Here is a 16,488-nt window from a genome sequence, read left to right on the forward strand (position 1 = left end):
TCTTGTTTTCTCAACAATAGTATACCCGTTTTTCTTATATTGTGCTATCCAATTATGCAACATTCCAACACTTGGAAGAGCATAATCTAGAGATACCTTTATTTGTGAACGACTTTCAAGCAGAACTTTATCAATGATTTCTTGTTTTAGTTCGGGAGAATAGTAACAATTCTTTCCTTTTTTGACGATTTCTATTCCATAACGATCAATCAATTTAATCATGTACTTAAGATTAGAAATGTTTATCCCAAATTGATTTGAAAGCTCTTTGAAGCTTCGCCCTTGTTTTTTATGTTCATAGATCTGAACTTTATCTTCATAAGTTAATTTCATAATAAAAACACCCCAAAAGTTAGATTTTTTTCTGTCTAACTTTTGGGGTGCAGTTCAGAATCATTTGGACTTGTTTTGATTTGGTTTTAAAACTTCAGTAATATATTCATCGTTATTCAATTGGGTATGTGTTCTAAATCAAACCACACAGACTTTAGGGAATAAACAAACTGACTAAACAATTTCTTCTTCATCTTCACCTCCTAAATATGAACTCTAGTAACAAGATTGAAAGCTCTTGTTTCTTACTTATATTTCTCTTCATCTTTTGCTTGATCATTAATCTGTTTGAACTCCGAAAGTTTACCAAGGACTTCTTGTACATATTCCCCTTTATTTTTCTCTGTATAGGATTTTGTGGCTGTCCGTACTTTCATCCGATCATTTTGATCAGGTTTTATCAACTGCGTACGAGTGACGGTTGTTTTAAATTCAGAACCTGTGAGATCTATTTTCAGAGGAAGATTCGATAGAGCATCTGAATAGAACCATTTATAATAGTGAAATTGATACGGGTAGGTACTAGTCAACTCTTTAGGGAAGGGATCGACTCCCCTATCCCAGTAGCCCTTCCAACTGTTATGGTAATCATCATAAAACGATTGCATGTCTGCTTGGCTCACATCTTTTTTAGTTTTTACAAACACAGGAGAATTTGTTTTCTCTGGCAAATACCCATACTCAAAATAGGTTTGTAACTTTCCAGTTTTTGGATTCTTTAGGTCAAAACGCATAACAGCTTCTGTTTCAGGAGCTTGATAGAGGGTGTCCCCTACATACATCATTCCACTAAAATAAACGAAGGAATAATTTTGATTATACTCTGTACTGAATTTCGGGAATCTAGGGAGCATTTTCTCCTCTAATTTATTATTGTATTCCAAATCCCGACTAAATGTTGGACCTAAATGAAACGCCTTTTGTAGCGGGATTCTGATTTTTGAGCCATCTTCTAACAGGGCATGTAAAATGACATCTCCACCGTCATAAGGACCAATATCAGACCGAAGATCTTCCGACCAAGTCAATCCATCAGGAACAACAGCCTTATCGTCGTAGATAAACTCAAGATTAATTTCTTTTACTTTTGCTTTTTTGGGCTTGATCTTCTCTGATTTGTAGTTGTAAACCTTAATATACTGATCATTCTTATCAAACAAACCAGGATCAACAGATGTTTTCAAATAGTAATAAAGTCCAAAGAAGAATAGTCCTAAAGCTACTAAAACGAGCGGTAATATTCTTTTAAACTTCCTCATGCACGCCTCCTTGACAAAATCTATTTCATTATATCATAATCAAATACATTCTTATAGCGCTAGTCAAAAGGGAGACATAAAAACACCTGAAACAAGTGGATTTCCACTTCTCTCAGGTGTTCTTTTATTGTCTTAATTGTGAAAATACTTGGCCAATTTTTCCTTCGATAACTAGGTCTGCTTGCTTGTCTTGTGGGATACTGGTTTTATTGATGACAACCAGCTTCTTCCCTCGGAAATACTGAATCAAACTGGCTGCTGGGTAGACCACAAGAGAGGTACCACCGATAATCAGCAGATCAGCCTCTTGGATGGCTTGGGCTGATTTGCTAAAGACGTCCATATCGAGAGGTTCCTCATAAAGAGTCACATCAGGCTTGACCACCTTGCCACAGTCCAGACAGTGTGGAACGGGACCTTCCAAAGCTAGAAAGGCTTCCAAATCATAAAATCGCTGGCAACCCGTACAGTAATTGCGGTCAGCGCTGCCATGGAGCTTAAGGACCTTTTTAGACCCAGCCATTTCATGGAGACTATCGATATTTTGTGTCACCACTGCCTGGAGCTTACCGGTCTCTTCAAGCCGAACCAAATAGCGATGGGCAGCATTGGGCTTGGCATCTGGGTAGAGCAAGTACTTCTTGTAAAAGTCGAAAAAGTCCTCTGGATAGCGCTCAAACATGGTATGGGAGACCAATTGTTCAGCTGTCAAATGCCTCCCAACCTGAACACTATAGACCCCATCTGAACTTCGAAAATCTGGAATATTTGACTCCGTGGAAACTCCTGCTCCACCGAAAAACACGATCCGTTGACTCTGATCAATCATCTCCTGTAATTGAGCAATCTTATCCATCTACTTCTCCTTTAGTAGCTCTTCCATAACAGCATTGGCCTGATCAAAATAAAAGTTAGCTTGATCATAATGGATGCCTGTGTAGCTTGCAAGGTCAATCAAATTCTTCATAAAATCCTGAGAAGAGAAACCCGTCGTCCGATGGAGCTCTTCTTCATCAAAGGGCTTGATCAAGTGGGCCAAGGGGTTGCGAACTGATTTTTCTAACTCCCGCAATTGTTGGGTCGCAACTTTGACGCTATCTGGCAAATCCAACTGCACAATCAACTCCGTCAAACTGGAGGAATTGACCACACTTTCGCTGTGGAATTGCTGCAGGATAGGGTTATCAGACGCATGCAGGCTCTCAAACTTCCAACGGTCATAACTGGATTCTTTGGAATTATGGATATAGTTTGTAATATCAGGAATTTTCAACTGAATCAATCGCATAAAGATCCGATAGATGGCTGGGCTGACGGCACGAACAAAGTTAATGATCTGTTCATTTCGCAATTTCGCCTCTAAGTCATAAAGGTAGTTGGCCAACTGTTCATCTTCTGGATCCTCATGCCAAAAAAGCTGAAAACCAGTCGCCTCTAGCAACTCGGTTTTCAACTTTTGATTCATGACGGGTTGGATATTGAGCTCTCGACGTTCCGCCATTAACTGCAGTAAACTCACAAGCAAATTCGGTACTTCTTCCTGCTGCTTGATAGAGCGCAGAGCCCGGCTGTAGTGATAATTTTGGAGATCGTAGAGCCATTCATCATGAAAGAATTTTGCCATTAGTCTGCAATCAAGGTCTCAAGACCGACTTTCATCATGTCTGTGAAAGTAGTTTGACGTTCTTCAGCAGTTGTGTCCTCATCTGGATTGACCAAACTGTCTGAAATAGTCATGATAGCAAGCGCATCAACATGGTGTTGAGCAGCAAGATAGTAAAGAGCTGCTGCTTCCATTTCTACAGCTTTCACACCCCATTTACCAAGCTCGATATTCTTTTCACCATAGTTTGAATAGAAAACATCTGATGACAAAACATTACCGACGTGAGTCGTCATGCCAAGGTCTTTGGCAATATGGTAAGCCTTGTCTAAAAGATCAAAGCTAGCGATTTGTGGGAAATCGTATTGAGGCCAGTCGTTGCGGATGATGTTTGAGTTGGTTGCAGCAGCTTGTGCCAAGACCAATTCACGAACATGGACATCCTCATTCAAAGAACCAGCCGTTCCCACACGGATCAATTTCTTCACGCCGTAGTCGACAATCAACTCACGCGCATAAATAGAGATCGATGGCATCCCCATTCCAGTACCCATGACAGAAACACGATGACCTTTATAAGTACCTGTGTAACCAAACATGTTACGGACTTCGTTGAAGCAAACAGCGTCTTCAAGGAAATTCTCAGCAATAAATTTCGCACGAAGAGGATCCCCAGGAAGAAGAATTTTATCAGCAATTTCACCCTGCTTAGCAGCAATATGGATAGACATAGTTTTTGATACAAAGAGCGACCAGAAAGCGACTGAAAATTAGGAATCTGACGAGAAATCCTGATTTCTCAGTCAGATTATCTATTTTCCGAGCTTTCCGCTCGTGTTCAAATTAGAACACATGCTCTACCTTTCTTTTTTATTTTTTAGAATAGGCGTTAAAGAGGCAAAGTAAAAATAGGAAATCCGACAAAGATGCATCGCATCTAGGAGGATTTATCTTTTTTACACAGTTCTCCGCCCGTATTCAGTTCAGCAAATACGGTAAACCCATCCTTTCTTTTTTATTTAATTTGTTAATGAATCCAAAAATTCATAGAGTTTGGCATTCATTTCTCGATAATCGTAAGCACGAATGGCTTGAGGATTTTGAACAAAGGTCAATTTTTGACTTTGTTCTTCCAAAAGATCTTCACCGTCCGCTGCAATCAAGAGATCGACTGCTTCCGGATCAAATTCCAAGTGAGCTTGGAAGGCATAATGTTTCGGACTGAAGCGAATCATCTGACGTGGACATCCTTGACTAGTCGCAAGGACAACAGCATCTTCTGTCAATCCTGGCATATCACCATGCCAGTGACCGGTTTCAAGAGTTGCTCCAAACTCACCGACATGTGGATCTGTGAGTCCTTCAGACGTCAAGGTCACAGGATAAACCCCGATCTCACGTTCCGGACTGTGCTCATACTTCGCACCATAGGCAACAGACAGGAGCTGGGCACCAAGACAAACCCCAACAATATAACGATCAGCCTTCATGGCCTTTTGAATTAGCTCGATCTCTGCCTGAGGATCGTAGTATGGAAAAGCTTCTCGATCTTCATCTGGCGATTGAGGACCTCCCATCACAATTAAGAAGTCGATCTCATCCACTGTCTCTGGTAGGGCTTCGTTTTCATAGACTTTGGTCGTGGTCACCTGATGGCCACGCTCCTGCGCCCATTTTAGATAAGCGCCCGGCACTTCAAAGGTTTCATGCAGTACAAAATGTACCTTCATCATTTCTTCTCCCATCTCTTTCGAATCACGTATGACAGACCAGCCGCAAGTACAAGCGGAATAGACAAATTCCAAGTTTGGCCTGTAAATCCAAGGCTCAGGGCAATGGCTGTCAGAGGAGCTTCTAGGGTCGTCCCTAAAAAGACGGTCGCTCCTAGTAACATCCCTAGAGCAGGATCCAGATGAATCCCAAGGACTGTCAAAAGCAAGGTCACTAGGTAGCCAGAACCAATCCCAAGGGCAAATGATGGTGTCAAGGTACCCCCATAAGCACCATTGCGCAAGAGGAGGTAAACCATAAGCCCCTTCACTGCAAGAGTCAGTGGAAGATAAGGAATCGGCTGACTAGACAAGAGGGCTTGCGCTAGTACCTGGCCATTTCCCATAAAGATAGGGAAAAAGGCTACTAGGCTCCCCAGCACTAGAAAGGCTAGAGGAAGAGCCCAAAGGACCGTCCCGTCCTTGCGCCGTTTGTGACTAGCCCGCTTGGCGAGGAAAGCAAAGACCAGAGCCAAGGGAGTGACCAAGAAAGCAATCACAATAGCCTGTAAGAAGCTGCTAGCCGACCATGAGACTGCGGACAGGTGATAAATGGCCTCCTGACCAACGATGGGCTGAGCGACCCAGGTGGCCAGATAAGTACTGGTCAAAACCAGTAGAAGATTCTGCCAACTGTAGGCGAGTCCTAAGGTCTCAAAGACAAACAAGCTGCTGGCAAAGGGGACCTGATAGACCGCAGCTAAACCAGCTCCAGCACCACAGGCGATCAAGACTTTCCGCTCTTTGAGAGCTAGAGAGAATCCCTTCGACAACCGACCAGCTAGAAGAGCCCCGACCTCACGTGGGGCTCCTTCTTTTCCGACCGATGCACCTGCTCCGACAATTGCCACCTGCATTCCTGCATGAAGGAGATAGGCTAAGGGCGCTGGCTCCCTGTCTCCAGCTAAGTCAATTTGCTGGCGAATAGACAGGATCTGATAACGCTTTTGCAGGACATACCAGAAGCCAGCTGCTAAGCACCCAGTCACACACAAGACCAGAAATCTACGGAGACCTCCAGCTTCTTGAAATTGCTGGAGCAAATCCGAACTAGCTTGGCCAAAGGCCAGCTCTTGCACCCCTTCTAGTAGATAATGACAGGCAATTCCGACCAGACCCGTCCCTATCCCTAATGATAAGGTGGCTAGAAGAAACCTCAGTCCGTAGGGCAGCCTTTGGAGTCGTACTTTCATTGGATTAGAGTTCAGCAAGAATCGCTTTTAGCAATCCTTTGAAGTCGCCTTTGACGCGCTCTGTCACTTCTACTACTTCTTCGTGGTTGAGCTCTTCTTGGAAACCAGCCGCAAAGTTGGTAATACATGAAATACCAAGAACCTTCAAGCCAGAATGCGCTGCAACGATGACTTCAGGAACGGTTGACATACCGACAGCATCTGCACCAAGAGTCTTAAACGCACGGATTTCAGCTGGAGTTTCATAGGTAGGCCCAGTCACACCGATATAAACCCCATCATCCAATTTGATACCCAATTTGTCTGCTACTTTATGAGCAGTCTCACGATATTCTGGAGTGTAGGCTTTTGACATATCTGGGAAACGTGGACCAAAATCATCCAAGTTTTCACCGATCAATGGGTTTTGACCAGTCATGTTGATGTGGTCTGTGATAGCCATTAAAGTACCAGGACCAAAGCCAATACCACCGGCAGCATTGGTAACAAGAACCCCTTCACATCCCAAAACTTTCATGACACGAACTGGGAAAGTCACTACTTCTAGTGGGTTTCCTTCGTAGAAGTGGAAACGTCCTTGAAGGGCCAAAACCTTGCGTCCAGCAAGATCACCATAAACCAATTTACCCGCATGGCCGACAACCGTTGAACGACCCCAGTTTGGAATTTCAGAGTAGTCTACTACGACTGGATTTTCGATTTCTTCAGCCAGTTCTCCAAGACCTGATCCAAGGATCAAGCCAAACTCAGGTGCTTCCATTCCTTTGCCTTTCAAAAAAGCAGCTGTTTCATTGATTTTTGCTAATAATGTCATTGCATATCTCCTTTATGATTTCCTTAAAAATTGGCCAATTTTGTCAAATGTATTGGCATTGCGAATGGTCAAGAGACGGTAATCCGGCATCTTGAGGACTTGTCTGTGGTAAGCGGTCTTTGTATAGGTTTCTTCTGAGTATTTGCCCCAGTAGATCCCAAGATTCCCACGATGGATGATTTCATCACCGAGCGAAAAAGAGGAGACCAGCTCCCAGACAGCATCCTGATTGAGGCCTTCTGTGTAAAAGAGAACATCCTTGCGGGCCAGATCCTCCTGCCACCAGGCTGGTAGAGTAGCGAGATCTTGCGCATAGTCCTCAGCTGAAAAGAGAGAAAAAGACTGGATAAAAGGATAGTGTTCACGAAAGAAATGTCCCAGCAAATCTACCAATTCTTCTTTAGAAGCAGCAGATTCAAAGAAGATATTGCCACTATTGATGTAGGTCTCTACCCCATCCAGCCCGATCGTTTGGAGCTCCTCTCGAAGCTCTGCCATCACGACCTTGTTTTTCCCGCCAACATTGATCCCTCTTACGAGGAGAGTGAAGCGTGTCATCTTAGTTCAATTTGTCTAAGAAACTTTCACCGATCATGGCTTTTTCAACACCAAAGTTCTCTGCAATCGTTGCAGAGATATCAGAGAAATGGCCGACTGGAATCACACTATTGCCCTTGAAGGATGGGCTATAAGCCAAGAATGGGATGTATTCACGCGTATGATCTGTACCAGCGTAAGTTGGGTCATTACCGTGATCTGCCGTGATCATCAAGAGGTCATCTTCACGCATCGCTGCAATGATTTCTGGCAAGCGTTCGTCAAATTCGTGCAAGCAATCGCGGTAGCCGTGAGCATTGCGACGGTGGCCGTAAAGAGCATCAAAGTCTACCAAGTTGGTAAATGAGAAGCCTTCTTGGAACTCAGGAAGCCCCATGGTCTTAATCAAGGTATCCATACCGTGGCTATTTGATTTGTTGTGGCCCATATCGTGGTTGATACCAGCTCCGTTGAAGATGTCGTTGATCTTACCAACTGCATAGGTATCGATACCTGCTTCGTTCAACTTGTCCAAAACAGTTGGCGCAAATGGTGAAACAGCCAAGTCACGACGGTTGGCTGTACGTGTGAAGTTTCCAGGTTCCCCAACATAAGGACGAGCAATGATACGTCCTAGAAGAGCTGGACGTTCCAAAGTGATGGAACGAGCGTATTCACAGATACGGTAAAGTTCATCCAAAGGAATGATATCTTCGTGAGCTGCGATTTGAAGGACAGGGTCTGCTGACGTATAAATGATCAACTCACCAGTTTCCATTTGACGTGGTCCAAAGTCATCGATGACTGCTGTGCCAGAATAAGGTTTGTTAGCTTCACGGATGACCTTACGTCCTGAGAATTCTTCAATTTTAGTCAAAATTTCTTCAGGAAAACCATTCCAGAAGGTATCAAAAGGTTCTGTAATGTTGAGCCCCATGATTTCCCAGTGACCAGTCATGGTGTCTTTCCCAAGAGAAACTTCTTGCAATTTTGTCGCATAGCCTGTTGGGTTGCTTTCAGCTGGCACCGTCTTCAATGGTACTTCACGAGGAATATTTCCAAGACCAATTTTTGCCATGTTTGGTACATTCAAACCGACAGTTTTAGAGATGTGACCCAAAGTATCAGATGCTCCATCTGGAACTCCTGCATTGACAAAGTTATTGGCATCTGGTGCAGCACCGATCCCAACTGAATCCAGCACAACTAAGTGCATGCGTTTAAATTTTGACATATACTGCCTCTTTCCTTTATTAAACTAGCTATATTATACCATATCCCTATAAGAAGAGAGCCGTTGTTTGATCCGAGGCTGGGACAAAAGTCCTAGCCTCTCAATTATTTTTGGATTGTCGAGCAAGACGCAGTGGTTGAGTGGGCTCTACTACGCTGATTTCATCAGCTTTTACAGCCCTACTCAACTGTGCGGAGGTGGGACGACGAAATCGAATTCTAACGAATTACCGATTTCTGTCCCACTCTCTATTTTTCTATGATGACAGGGCCATCTGGTGTCCCTACAATCACTTTTGAAATCATGTTCAAGAACAAACCGTGCTCTACGATGCCTACGGTGTGATCCAGTTCATTGGCTAGAGCTTCTGCATCCTTGATCACTTTGAGATCCAAGTCAATGATGAAGTTGCCTTGGTCGGTTACAAAACGTTGATCAGCCGCGAGACGGAAAGCAGGATGGTAACCCTTTTGCTCAAAGTGACGGAAAAGATTTTCAGCCCCGTATTGCACTACTTCCACTGGAAGTTTGAAAGCCCCAAGAGTTGCAACTTGTTTGGATTCATCCACTATCCAAATGCAATCTTTTGAATTGGTTGCGACGATTTTTTCCATGAGGAGAGCACCACCGCCACCTTTGATCCCGTTCAATTGAGGATCCACTTCATCTGCGCCATCCACTGTCACATCGACCACTTCAACATCGTCGATAGCCTTGAGCGGGATGCCTAAACTTTCAGCCTGATCATAGGTCACACTTGACGTCGTGACAGCTGTGATCTGCAAGCCTTCTTCTTTGATGCGACGACCCAATTCAGCCACAAAATAATAAGCAGTTGACCCTGTACCGAGACCGACAATCATGCCGTCTTTGACAAACTCAGCCGCTTTAATTCCTACCTGTTCTTTTAGGTTTACCATCATAGACCTCCTTTTATATTCTATTACAGTATAGCATATTCTGTAAGAGATTTCACTAATTAATTGAAACCCTTTCCAAGTTTTAGTTCTAAAAGCAAAACCTTGCCCGTCCGCTGACTTTACGATAGAATAGAGGTGAATCTACAGGAAAAGAGAAATGACATGATTACTAAAGAATTTGATACCATTGCTGCCATCTCAACCCCTCTCGGTGAGGGGGCTATCGGGATCGTCCGCTTGAGCGGGACAGACAGCTTTGCCATTGTGCAAAAAATCTTTAAGGGAAAAGAATTAAGCAAGGTCGCAAGTCACACCCTCAACTACGGCCATATCGTGGATCCAGATAAGGATGAGATCCTCGACGAAGTCATGGTTGGAGCCATGCGCTCGCCGAAGACCTTCACCCGTGAAGACATCATCGAGATCAATACCCACGGCGGGATTGCAGTGACCAACGAAATCCTACAATTAGTCATCCGTGAAGGAGCTCGTTTGGCTGAACCTGGTGAATTTACCAAGCGGGCCTTTCTGAACGGTCGGGTCGATTTAACCCAGGCTGAGGCCGTCATGGACATCATCCGCGCCAAGACCGACAAGGCTATGAACATTGCAGTCAAACAGTTGGACGGCTCTCTGTCTGACCTCATCAACAACACGCGCCAAGAGATCCTCAATACCCTGGCCCAGGTCGAAGTCAACATCGATTATCCTGAGTACGATGATGTCGAAGAAGCAACCACTGAGATCATCCGCGAAAAGACCAGTGAATTTGAAGCCCTCTTGACCAACCTCCTCAAGACTGCCCGTCGCGGTAAGATCTTGCGTGAAGGGATTTCTACTGCTATCATCGGTCGACCAAACGTCGGCAAGTCTAGCCTCCTCAACAACCTTCTTCGCGAGGAAAAAGCTATCGTGACTGATATCGAAGGAACCACCCGTGACGTCATCGAAGAATACGTCAACATCAACGGGGTTCCCCTCAAACTGGTCGATACAGCTGGGATCCGCGAGACCGAGGACATCGTGGAGCAAATCGGTGTCGAACGTTCGAAAAAAGCCCTCAAGGAAGCTGATTTGGTTCTTCTGGTACTCAATGCTAGCGAACCCTTGACTGATCAAGATCGCCAACTCCTTGAAATCTCTCAAGACAGCAACCGCATCATTCTCCTCAATAAGGTCGACCTCCCAGAGAAGATCGAAATCGACCAACTGCCAGAAGATTACATCAAGATTTCCGTTCTGAAAAACCAAAACATCGATCAAATCGAAGACCGGATCAACGCCCTCTTCTTCGAAAATGCTGGGCTGGTTGAGCAAGATGCGACGTATCTTTCTAACGCTCGTCACATCTCCCTCATCGAGAAAGCTGTTGAAAGTCTGCAAGCGGTCAACGAAGGCTTGGCCCTCGGTATGCCAGTAGACTTGCTTCAAGTCGACCTCACCCGCACCTGGGAAATCCTCGGAGAAATCACAGGAGATGCTGCTCCAGATGAGCTCATCACCCAACTCTTCAGCCAGTTCTGTCTTGGTAAATAACAAAAATGAGGCTGGGACAAAAGTCCTAGCCTCTTAATTATTTTTGGATTGTCAAGCAAGACGCAGTGGTTGAGTGGGCTCTACTACGCTGATTTCATCAGCTTTTACAGCCCTACTCAACTGTGCGGAGGTGGGACGACGAAATCGAATTCTAACGAATTACCGATTTCTGTCCCACTCTCACTTTTCTCACGGCGGAAAGTATCAAATATTTCTTTCAAAATAGAATTTAGTTTACAGCTATAGGATCACTCAGTTTATACAAATGTAGAAAAACAATGTGTCCAAAATAACAAAAATGCGTATGTGTGCAAACATACGCATTTTTCTTATTTTGCTTGTTCTAATCGCTCGACGGTCTGATACGCTTGGTAGATCAGGAAGAGCCCAATAGCATTCAAGACTGGAATCGCAATCGGCAACTCGGTCACGATTTGTGAGAAAGGTGAATTGCCAACAAAATGGAGTCCAAACCCAGCTACTAAGTATCCCCAGCCTGCTAGACGTAAATCCTTGCGTCCCCTGCTTGCTTGGACAATTAGGAAGAGCCCTAGCATAACAAGACCTGTGTAGACCCAGTGAGACATGGGCGCATTAGCCACACGCCCGAGAATCCCTGACACCGTGTAGGAGAAACCTCCCGGCAGATCCTGACGGATATAGGCAAAGTCCTCCACGATCTGGAAACCAAGACCAGAGGCAATGGCCAAGAGGAAAATCGACTTGATGCGACGAACGCTGAACAAATAGAGGACAAAGAAGATTGGAATCAACTTAAAGGGTTCCTCGAAGAGTGGCGCAGCGATGGCACTCTCGTACTGGTTCCAAAAGTCGCTATTAGGAGCGATCGCTTGAATCATGTCATGGAAATAGGTATTGGCAAAGCTAGACAACCAACCGGCAACAAAGCCCCCTCCTAATAAAGAAAAGAGAACCGGTACCCAAGACAACTTCCACTTCTTAGCAAAATGAAAGAGAGCCCAAACAGCAGGAATCGCATAAACCAAGAGAATCAAGGTTGAAAGTCCCACAATCCCGTACTGGCTACCAGACATCCAGCCTTCTGTCAGTGATTGGGTCTCATAGGCTAGGCCGATCGCTAGCAAGAGTAAATAGAGAAACAAAATCGATTTGCGTTTCATAAAAGACCTTTCTAAAGTGAAATGAAAAAGGCTGGAAGCCCAGTCTTTTCCGAGTACTATCATTGTAACAGGATCAGCTTAAAAAAACAATAAATGTGGATTAGTGAGAAAAATATAAAACGTAGATGGCGACAAATGGTTGACTAAATTTAGTTACTTAATCACCAACGCTCCATTTTCCTCCGTCGCCAAGAGCTTCTCATCTTTATCATATATTTTAAGTTTTATACTGCTCGGTTTGTTTTGAGTTGCATTGTATTGCTTTACTATCTCTTCTTTTAAATCAAAAAGCGTCTTACAATAATCTTTTGGATTTATATTTGCTAAAGATAGCATATTTTCTGATACAGAGAAGACAAGGATCACATACTCTTCATTATAATACACTTTCGCCATCTCAATTTCGCCATTGATTTGATTTTGAAGCATATAAGCAAATACTACATTCGGTTTTTCATTTCCAACCAGTGAGGTAGGGGCTTGATTCATCCCTTTGACCACTGATTCTTTACTTTCCTTTGTAGAATCTTTTACATTCTGTTCAGTAGACTGCTCTTTTTTGTCTTCATTCTTCACTTCTTTTTGCGCGCACGATGACAGAAATAGCGAGAGGATGGTCATTGTTGCAAACATAGTTTTTTTCATAGATTTTCTCCTTTTATTTTTACAAGTAGAAAACGACCTGTAATTGACCAAAATTGCATAAGCTTACTGTAAAAGATATTCCAAACCTTTAATCTTATAACCTAATAGGTCATTAGAACTTTAATAGTTTAAAAAATTTTTATCTAATATTATTCTACCATAATCTCTCTTACTTCAATACAGCTAGAATCTGGCGAATCATATCCGGATCCCCATCTGGCAAAGTCACCGTTTCAGCGTGGTCTAAGATCCCTTGGGTAAATTGCGTCATAAATTCTTCACTATTGAGTTCATCAGCAGACTGTTGCCAGTGGCTCGGTACAGGATAGATCGTTACCGTCCCATCACCGTTGGATGCGTAAGTCACATGGCCTTCTGCAGAAATTGGTGTAAACAGCTGACGAACATCTTTAGGATAGTCAACTCCTAGCCCACCAAAGTAAATTTTTGTACCAGCACTCTTTTCATTAATACTCAATTCTGTCGGTACAGACTTGATCACATAAGCCCAGACACGCGCAGCTTCGACCTGAGCATCAGTGTAGCCTGGATAATCATTTTGGTCTGCCTTCTTCGAAGATTTAACCTCGCTATCCGATCGAGTATTCCACTTCTTGGCCTTACTCGTCTTAGACGTACTACTGCTATCGTCTGTATCTACTTGCTCCCGATCTTTCGGTTGCTCTTTCTTGCGATAGTAGAAATTGTCATCATCGCCATAAGCCGGTGACTGACCAGCCCAGATCCGATCCTTAGACTTATCCGAAGCATCGTCTTTGCCCGCTTTCTGACCTTTTGGAAGAAACAAAAGACCGTAGCCTCCAACACCCGACTTGGCACTGACCGTCATCTCAGCGATCTGGTCCTTCTGCTTAAAGCTCGATGCATCAAGCTCAACATCCTCGCTGACCAAGCCCTTGTCATCAAAGACCAGCTCATTACCACGACCATCGATCCAAGTCCCCTTGATACTCGAGTAGTCCTTAGCCTTAATGGGTTTCAAATCCATACCAGACTGTTTCTTTTCCGATGTGCTGGTCTGTTTGGTATCCGAACTCTTTGGCGTCACCGTCCTCTGAGGATGACCACACGAGGCCAAGACCAAAGTAGAAAGCACAATTACCAAACCTTTTTTCATATCAATCTCCCTTCACACACCTACTATTTTAGAAAAATAAGAAAGGAGAGTCAAAGAAAAAGTGGAGGGGGAAAAATAATTAATGACCTAAAAGTCTGTAAAATTATGATTTGAATTTCTCAAGAAAAAGAAGCTCAATGTAACAAGCTTCTATTCAATCATTTTTATTTTACTTGTTTTGGGACCGTTCGAAACAACAAAGCTCTAAAACTAGGAAACATTAATCCTATCACTCCACACATCCCACGTAGATAATTTCCCTTATGTTTTTTAATATTCTTCAAAACTATATCTTGTACAATTTATTTAATCTTTCTAGCTCTGATACATTCATACACACTTCTACTCCAGTAACTACCCCCTTACTATAAATAATTCCACAAGAAAACACAATCCTATCCTTACTCAAAATATTTGACAATAATACAAATGATTCCAAAACATAATTCTCTATAGTAATAAAACAATTTTTTTCATCTTTAAAAAACTTTATAAATCCAATATCCTTACACCTATCACCCAAATGAAACCTAAGTGATTTTAAAAAATAATCAAAAAACACATCTCTCTCCATAGAAAACCCCTTCATTTTTAAAATATTCTGTTATATCATAAAAAAAATAAGTTTTGGGACCATTCGAAACAACACAGCAAGTTAAAATAAGGCTTTGTCCGTATCCAACTTGAAAAAGTGTGCACCGATTCGGTGCCTTTTTTGTGCCTTGTTTTATTTATCCCTAACCAGTCATTATATTAACTACATTTTACTCCTTCCTTCTTCAAAAATCAATTCATTATGTGGAGACATTCCATCTATTTTTAACTTTAAATTCACAAATTAACTCACATTCACGAGCTTCTTTAGAAGGTGGATAAGCTCCTTTTTATAAAACATTTCTAATTTATTTTCTGTAGAGACTTTCCGCTGTGAAAAAAGTGCCTTAGGCTCAAGAATTAGTCACGGAACTTCTACGATTTCTAGTAACCAAAAATGTTTTTGAGCTAATCATTATCAATTATGTACTTTATTTAAGGGAAAACTAAAAATTTTTCAATTGTACATTCATACAAAAACACGGCTCATTAATCGTGGCCGTGTTATATTTTACTTAAGCTAGTTAGCTAGTTCTCTTAGTTAATTTTTACTTACCTTTTATTTGCTTTAAGTCCTGTATCTCTTTTAGAATACTAAAAATATAGAAACTAAATAGAACTATACCTAAGAAAGATAAAACAAAGAAACCAGACGTAAGTTTTTCGCCTCTAACAGCTAGTACTCCAAGGGAAAAAATACCAATAGCCATTATGGAAATTATGAGGATAAACCACAAGTAAATCATGTAAAACTTATAAAGATAGTAAAAGGACTTATTTTTTTGTTCAGGCTTATCCTTCCAGTTTAAATAAAAGAAAGAAGGTATATAAATAATTAAAATAAATAGAAACTCCATCTCTATCACAACCTCTCATCTTATTCCCCTTAATCAAATACATGATTTCTAGCATATTAAAACTTTTTATTTAAGCAAACTAATGACAAAATCTAAATGCAAAATCATCGATTAATCAATTCCTCAATTTCCTTTATCCCTTCAAACTCTCCAACACTTTCGAAAAGTTCTATAGCTCGTTTGAAATGTCTATTGGATAATTCCGTATCTTCCAAGGCTAAATAGATTTCACCTAACCCTCTATAACTACAAGCTTGAGAAATCACATCATCAGTTTCTAAAGATTGTTCCAGTGACAGATTCATGAATGTAAGAGCTTCATCAAGGTTATTTAATTTCAATCTCAAATAGCCTTGTTCGTAGTTATTCACAGCTTTCTTTAGATTATCATTTGGAAAATGCTCTTCAACTATCTTCTCTTCGTCTTCAATGAGTTTTAAAGCCTTATGAAAATCACCCTGCTCTCTGTAGATCATCGCTAATTGATGTAAACCAATGTGTTCATGTTCTTTATCTTCATTTTGTTGAGCTAATAAAATGTATTTCTCAAAGATATGGGTACATGAAGCATAGTCTTTTTCTGCTAACAATACATATCCCATCAGATTTAAAAGACTAAAATCTGTACAGGTATCAATAAAAAAATCTTGTTCAACTAACTTTTTAGCTTCTAATATATTTCCTTCTAGGAACAAGTCCCAAGCTATATCGATTTTAGAGACCATCTATTTCCCCCTTCAACTATAAACAACCTTCATAAAATAAAATCACTCAACAAGAATGTGATAAACACTACCTTTATAGATTTAATCCACTAAACTAAAGTGTAGCAAAAAGCCCAAATAACTACTATTTGGGAAAAATGTTACTTAGTTTCTTTTTAAACGAGCAATGAGTAACTTAATAAGATAAGC

16 protein-coding genes and 1 pseudogene are annotated in these 16,488 nt (G+C 41.9%); 1 reads left to right on the plus strand and 16 read right to left on the minus strand.

Features of this window, described 5'->3' with window-relative positions:
* The 11 genes and pseudogenes from LIZ08_RS09665 to rpiA all read right to left on the minus strand — a co-directional run.
* Positions 1-333 (minus strand): annotated as a pseudogene (locus LIZ08_RS09665) (IS3 family transposase); the annotation flags it as partial.
* 245 nt (positions 334-578) lie between these two features.
* Entirely contained in the window at positions 579-1,592 is a 1,014-nt protein-coding gene (locus LIZ08_RS09670; RefSeq protein WP_227038759.1) for a hypothetical protein, read from the minus strand.
* A gap of 124 nt (positions 1,593-1,716) precedes the next feature.
* Positions 1,717-2,448 carry an NAD-dependent protein deacylase gene (locus LIZ08_RS09675; protein ID WP_227038760.1) on the minus strand — a complete coding sequence of 244 codons (732 nt, stop codon included), beginning with the start codon at positions 2,446-2,448 and terminating at the stop codon, positions 1,717-1,719.
* A complete protein-coding gene (locus tag LIZ08_RS09680) occupies positions 2,449-3,216 on the minus strand; it encodes a hypothetical protein (RefSeq protein WP_227038761.1) in 768 nt (255 codons plus the stop codon).
* On the minus strand, positions 3,216-3,926 hold the full coding sequence (gene deoD, locus LIZ08_RS09685) for a purine-nucleoside phosphorylase (protein ID WP_070586244.1): 711 nt from the start codon (positions 3,924-3,926) through the stop codon (positions 3,216-3,218). Before deoD ends, LIZ08_RS09680 begins: the two co-directional genes overlap by 1 nt.
* Positions 3,927-4,214: 288 nt before the next feature.
* Positions 4,215-4,928: a type 1 glutamine amidotransferase gene (locus LIZ08_RS09690; protein WP_227038762.1), complete on the minus strand. Its 714-nt coding sequence runs from the start codon at positions 4,926-4,928 to the stop codon at positions 4,215-4,217.
* Positions 4,925-6,157: a chloride channel protein gene (locus LIZ08_RS09695; RefSeq protein ID WP_227038763.1), complete on the minus strand. Its 1,233-nt coding sequence runs from the start codon at positions 6,155-6,157 to the stop codon at positions 4,925-4,927. The genes LIZ08_RS09690 and LIZ08_RS09695 overlap by 4 nt, the downstream gene beginning before the upstream one ends.
* 4 nt (positions 6,158-6,161) lie before the next feature.
* Positions 6,162-6,971 carry a purine-nucleoside phosphorylase gene (locus LIZ08_RS09700; RefSeq protein WP_227038764.1) on the minus strand — a complete coding sequence of 270 codons (810 nt, stop codon included), beginning with the start codon at positions 6,969-6,971 and terminating at the stop codon, positions 6,162-6,164.
* A 12-nt stretch (positions 6,972-6,983) separates the two neighbouring features.
* The gene (locus LIZ08_RS09705; protein ID WP_227038765.1) at positions 6,984-7,529 is read right to left on the minus strand and encodes a DUF1697 domain-containing protein; all 546 of its coding nucleotides are present in this window, start codon (positions 7,527-7,529) and stop codon (positions 6,984-6,986) included.
* 1 nt (position 7,530) lies between these two features.
* Complete coding sequence (locus LIZ08_RS09710; RefSeq protein ID WP_227038766.1) at positions 7,531-8,742, minus strand: phosphopentomutase; 1,212 nt, start codon at positions 8,740-8,742, stop codon at positions 7,531-7,533.
* A 248-nt stretch (positions 8,743-8,990) separates the two neighbouring features.
* On the minus strand, positions 8,991-9,662 hold the full coding sequence (gene rpiA / locus LIZ08_RS09715) for a ribose-5-phosphate isomerase RpiA (protein ID WP_227038767.1): 672 nt from the start codon (positions 9,660-9,662) through the stop codon (positions 8,991-8,993).
* A gap of 162 nt (positions 9,663-9,824) precedes the next feature.
* Here rpiA and mnmE point away from each other — a divergent pair, with 162 nt between their 5' ends.
* Entirely contained in the window at positions 9,825-11,198 is a 1,374-nt protein-coding gene (gene mnmE / locus LIZ08_RS09720; protein ID WP_227038768.1) for a tRNA uridine-5-carboxymethylaminomethyl(34) synthesis GTPase MnmE, read from the plus strand.
* Between the two features lie 329 nt (positions 11,199-11,527).
* On the opposite strand, the gene LIZ08_RS09725 is transcribed toward mnmE, so the two are convergent.
* The 5 genes from LIZ08_RS09725 to LIZ08_RS09745 all read right to left on the minus strand — a co-directional run bounded on the left by LIZ08_RS09725 (position 11,528) and on the right by LIZ08_RS09745 (position 16,299).
* Positions 11,528-12,340 carry a PrsW family glutamic-type intramembrane protease gene (locus tag LIZ08_RS09725; protein WP_227038769.1) on the minus strand — a complete coding sequence of 271 codons (813 nt, stop codon included), beginning with the start codon at positions 12,338-12,340 and terminating at the stop codon, positions 11,528-11,530.
* Between the two features lie 153 nt (positions 12,341-12,493).
* Entirely contained in the window at positions 12,494-12,985 is a 492-nt protein-coding gene (locus LIZ08_RS09730) for a hypothetical protein (RefSeq protein WP_003007074.1), read from the minus strand.
* A 169-nt stretch (positions 12,986-13,154) separates the two neighbouring features.
* Entirely contained in the window at positions 13,155-14,123 is a 969-nt protein-coding gene (locus LIZ08_RS09735) for a DUF6287 domain-containing protein (RefSeq protein ID WP_227038770.1), read from the minus strand.
* 286 nt (positions 14,124-14,409) lie between these two features.
* Positions 14,410-14,697, minus strand: a complete 288-nt coding sequence (locus LIZ08_RS09740; protein ID WP_227038771.1) for a hypothetical protein — start codon at positions 14,695-14,697, stop codon at positions 14,410-14,412.
* 981 nt (positions 14,698-15,678) lie between these two features.
* Positions 15,679-16,299, minus strand: a complete 621-nt coding sequence (locus LIZ08_RS09745; RefSeq protein WP_227038772.1) for a tetratricopeptide repeat protein — start codon at positions 16,297-16,299, stop codon at positions 15,679-15,681.
* Between the last annotated feature and the right edge of the window lie 189 nt (positions 16,300-16,488).

Source organism: Streptococcus sp. 210928-DFI.4.42 (assembly GCF_020554365.1).
GTDB lineage: Bacteria > Bacillota > Bacilli > Lactobacillales > Streptococcaceae > Streptococcus > Streptococcus parasanguinis_S.

Excerpts from the sequence above, each read along its gene's own strand:
- LIZ08_RS09670 (WP_227038759.1), bottom strand. The coding sequence starts at position 1,592 with ATGAGGAAGTTTAAAAGAATATTACCGCTCGTTTTAGTAGCTTTAGGA.
- LIZ08_RS09675 (WP_227038760.1), bottom strand. The coding sequence starts at position 2,448 with ATGGATAAGATTGCTCAATTACAGGAGATGATTGATCAGAGTCAACGG.
- LIZ08_RS09680 (WP_227038761.1), bottom strand. The coding sequence starts at position 3,216 with ATGGCAAAATTCTTTCATGATGAATGGCTCTACGATCTCCAAAATTAT.
- deoD (WP_070586244.1), bottom strand. The coding sequence starts at position 3,926 with ATGTCTATCCATATTGCTGCTAAGCAGGGTGAAATTGCTGATAAAATT.
- LIZ08_RS09690 (WP_227038762.1), bottom strand. The coding sequence starts at position 4,928 with ATGATGAAGGTACATTTTGTACTGCATGAAACCTTTGAAGTGCCGGGC.
- LIZ08_RS09695 (WP_227038763.1), bottom strand. The coding sequence starts at position 6,157 with ATGAAAGTACGACTCCAAAGGCTGCCCTACGGACTGAGGTTTCTTCTA.
- LIZ08_RS09700 (WP_227038764.1), bottom strand. The coding sequence starts at position 6,971 with ATGACATTATTAGCAAAAATCAATGAAACAGCTGCTTTTTTGAAAGGC.
- LIZ08_RS09705 (WP_227038765.1), bottom strand. The coding sequence starts at position 7,529 with ATGACACGCTTCACTCTCCTCGTAAGAGGGATCAATGTTGGCGGGAAA.
- LIZ08_RS09710 (WP_227038766.1), bottom strand. The coding sequence starts at position 8,742 with ATGTCAAAATTTAAACGCATGCACTTAGTTGTGCTGGATTCAGTTGGG.
- rpiA (WP_227038767.1), bottom strand. The coding sequence starts at position 9,662 with ATGGTAAACCTAAAAGAACAGGTAGGAATTAAAGCGGCTGAGTTTGTC.
- mnmE (WP_227038768.1), top strand. The coding sequence starts at position 9,825 with ATGATTACTAAAGAATTTGATACCATTGCTGCCATCTCAACCCCTCTC.
- LIZ08_RS09725 (WP_227038769.1), bottom strand. The coding sequence starts at position 12,340 with ATGAAACGCAAATCGATTTTGTTTCTCTATTTACTCTTGCTAGCGATC.
- LIZ08_RS09730 (WP_003007074.1), bottom strand. The coding sequence starts at position 12,985 with ATGAAAAAAACTATGTTTGCAACAATGACCATCCTCTCGCTATTTCTG.
- LIZ08_RS09735 (WP_227038770.1), bottom strand. The coding sequence starts at position 14,123 with ATGAAAAAAGGTTTGGTAATTGTGCTTTCTACTTTGGTCTTGGCCTCG.
- LIZ08_RS09740 (WP_227038771.1), bottom strand. The coding sequence starts at position 14,697 with ATGGAGAGAGATGTGTTTTTTGATTATTTTTTAAAATCACTTAGGTTT.
- LIZ08_RS09745 (WP_227038772.1), bottom strand. The coding sequence starts at position 16,299 with ATGGTCTCTAAAATCGATATAGCTTGGGACTTGTTCCTAGAAGGAAAT.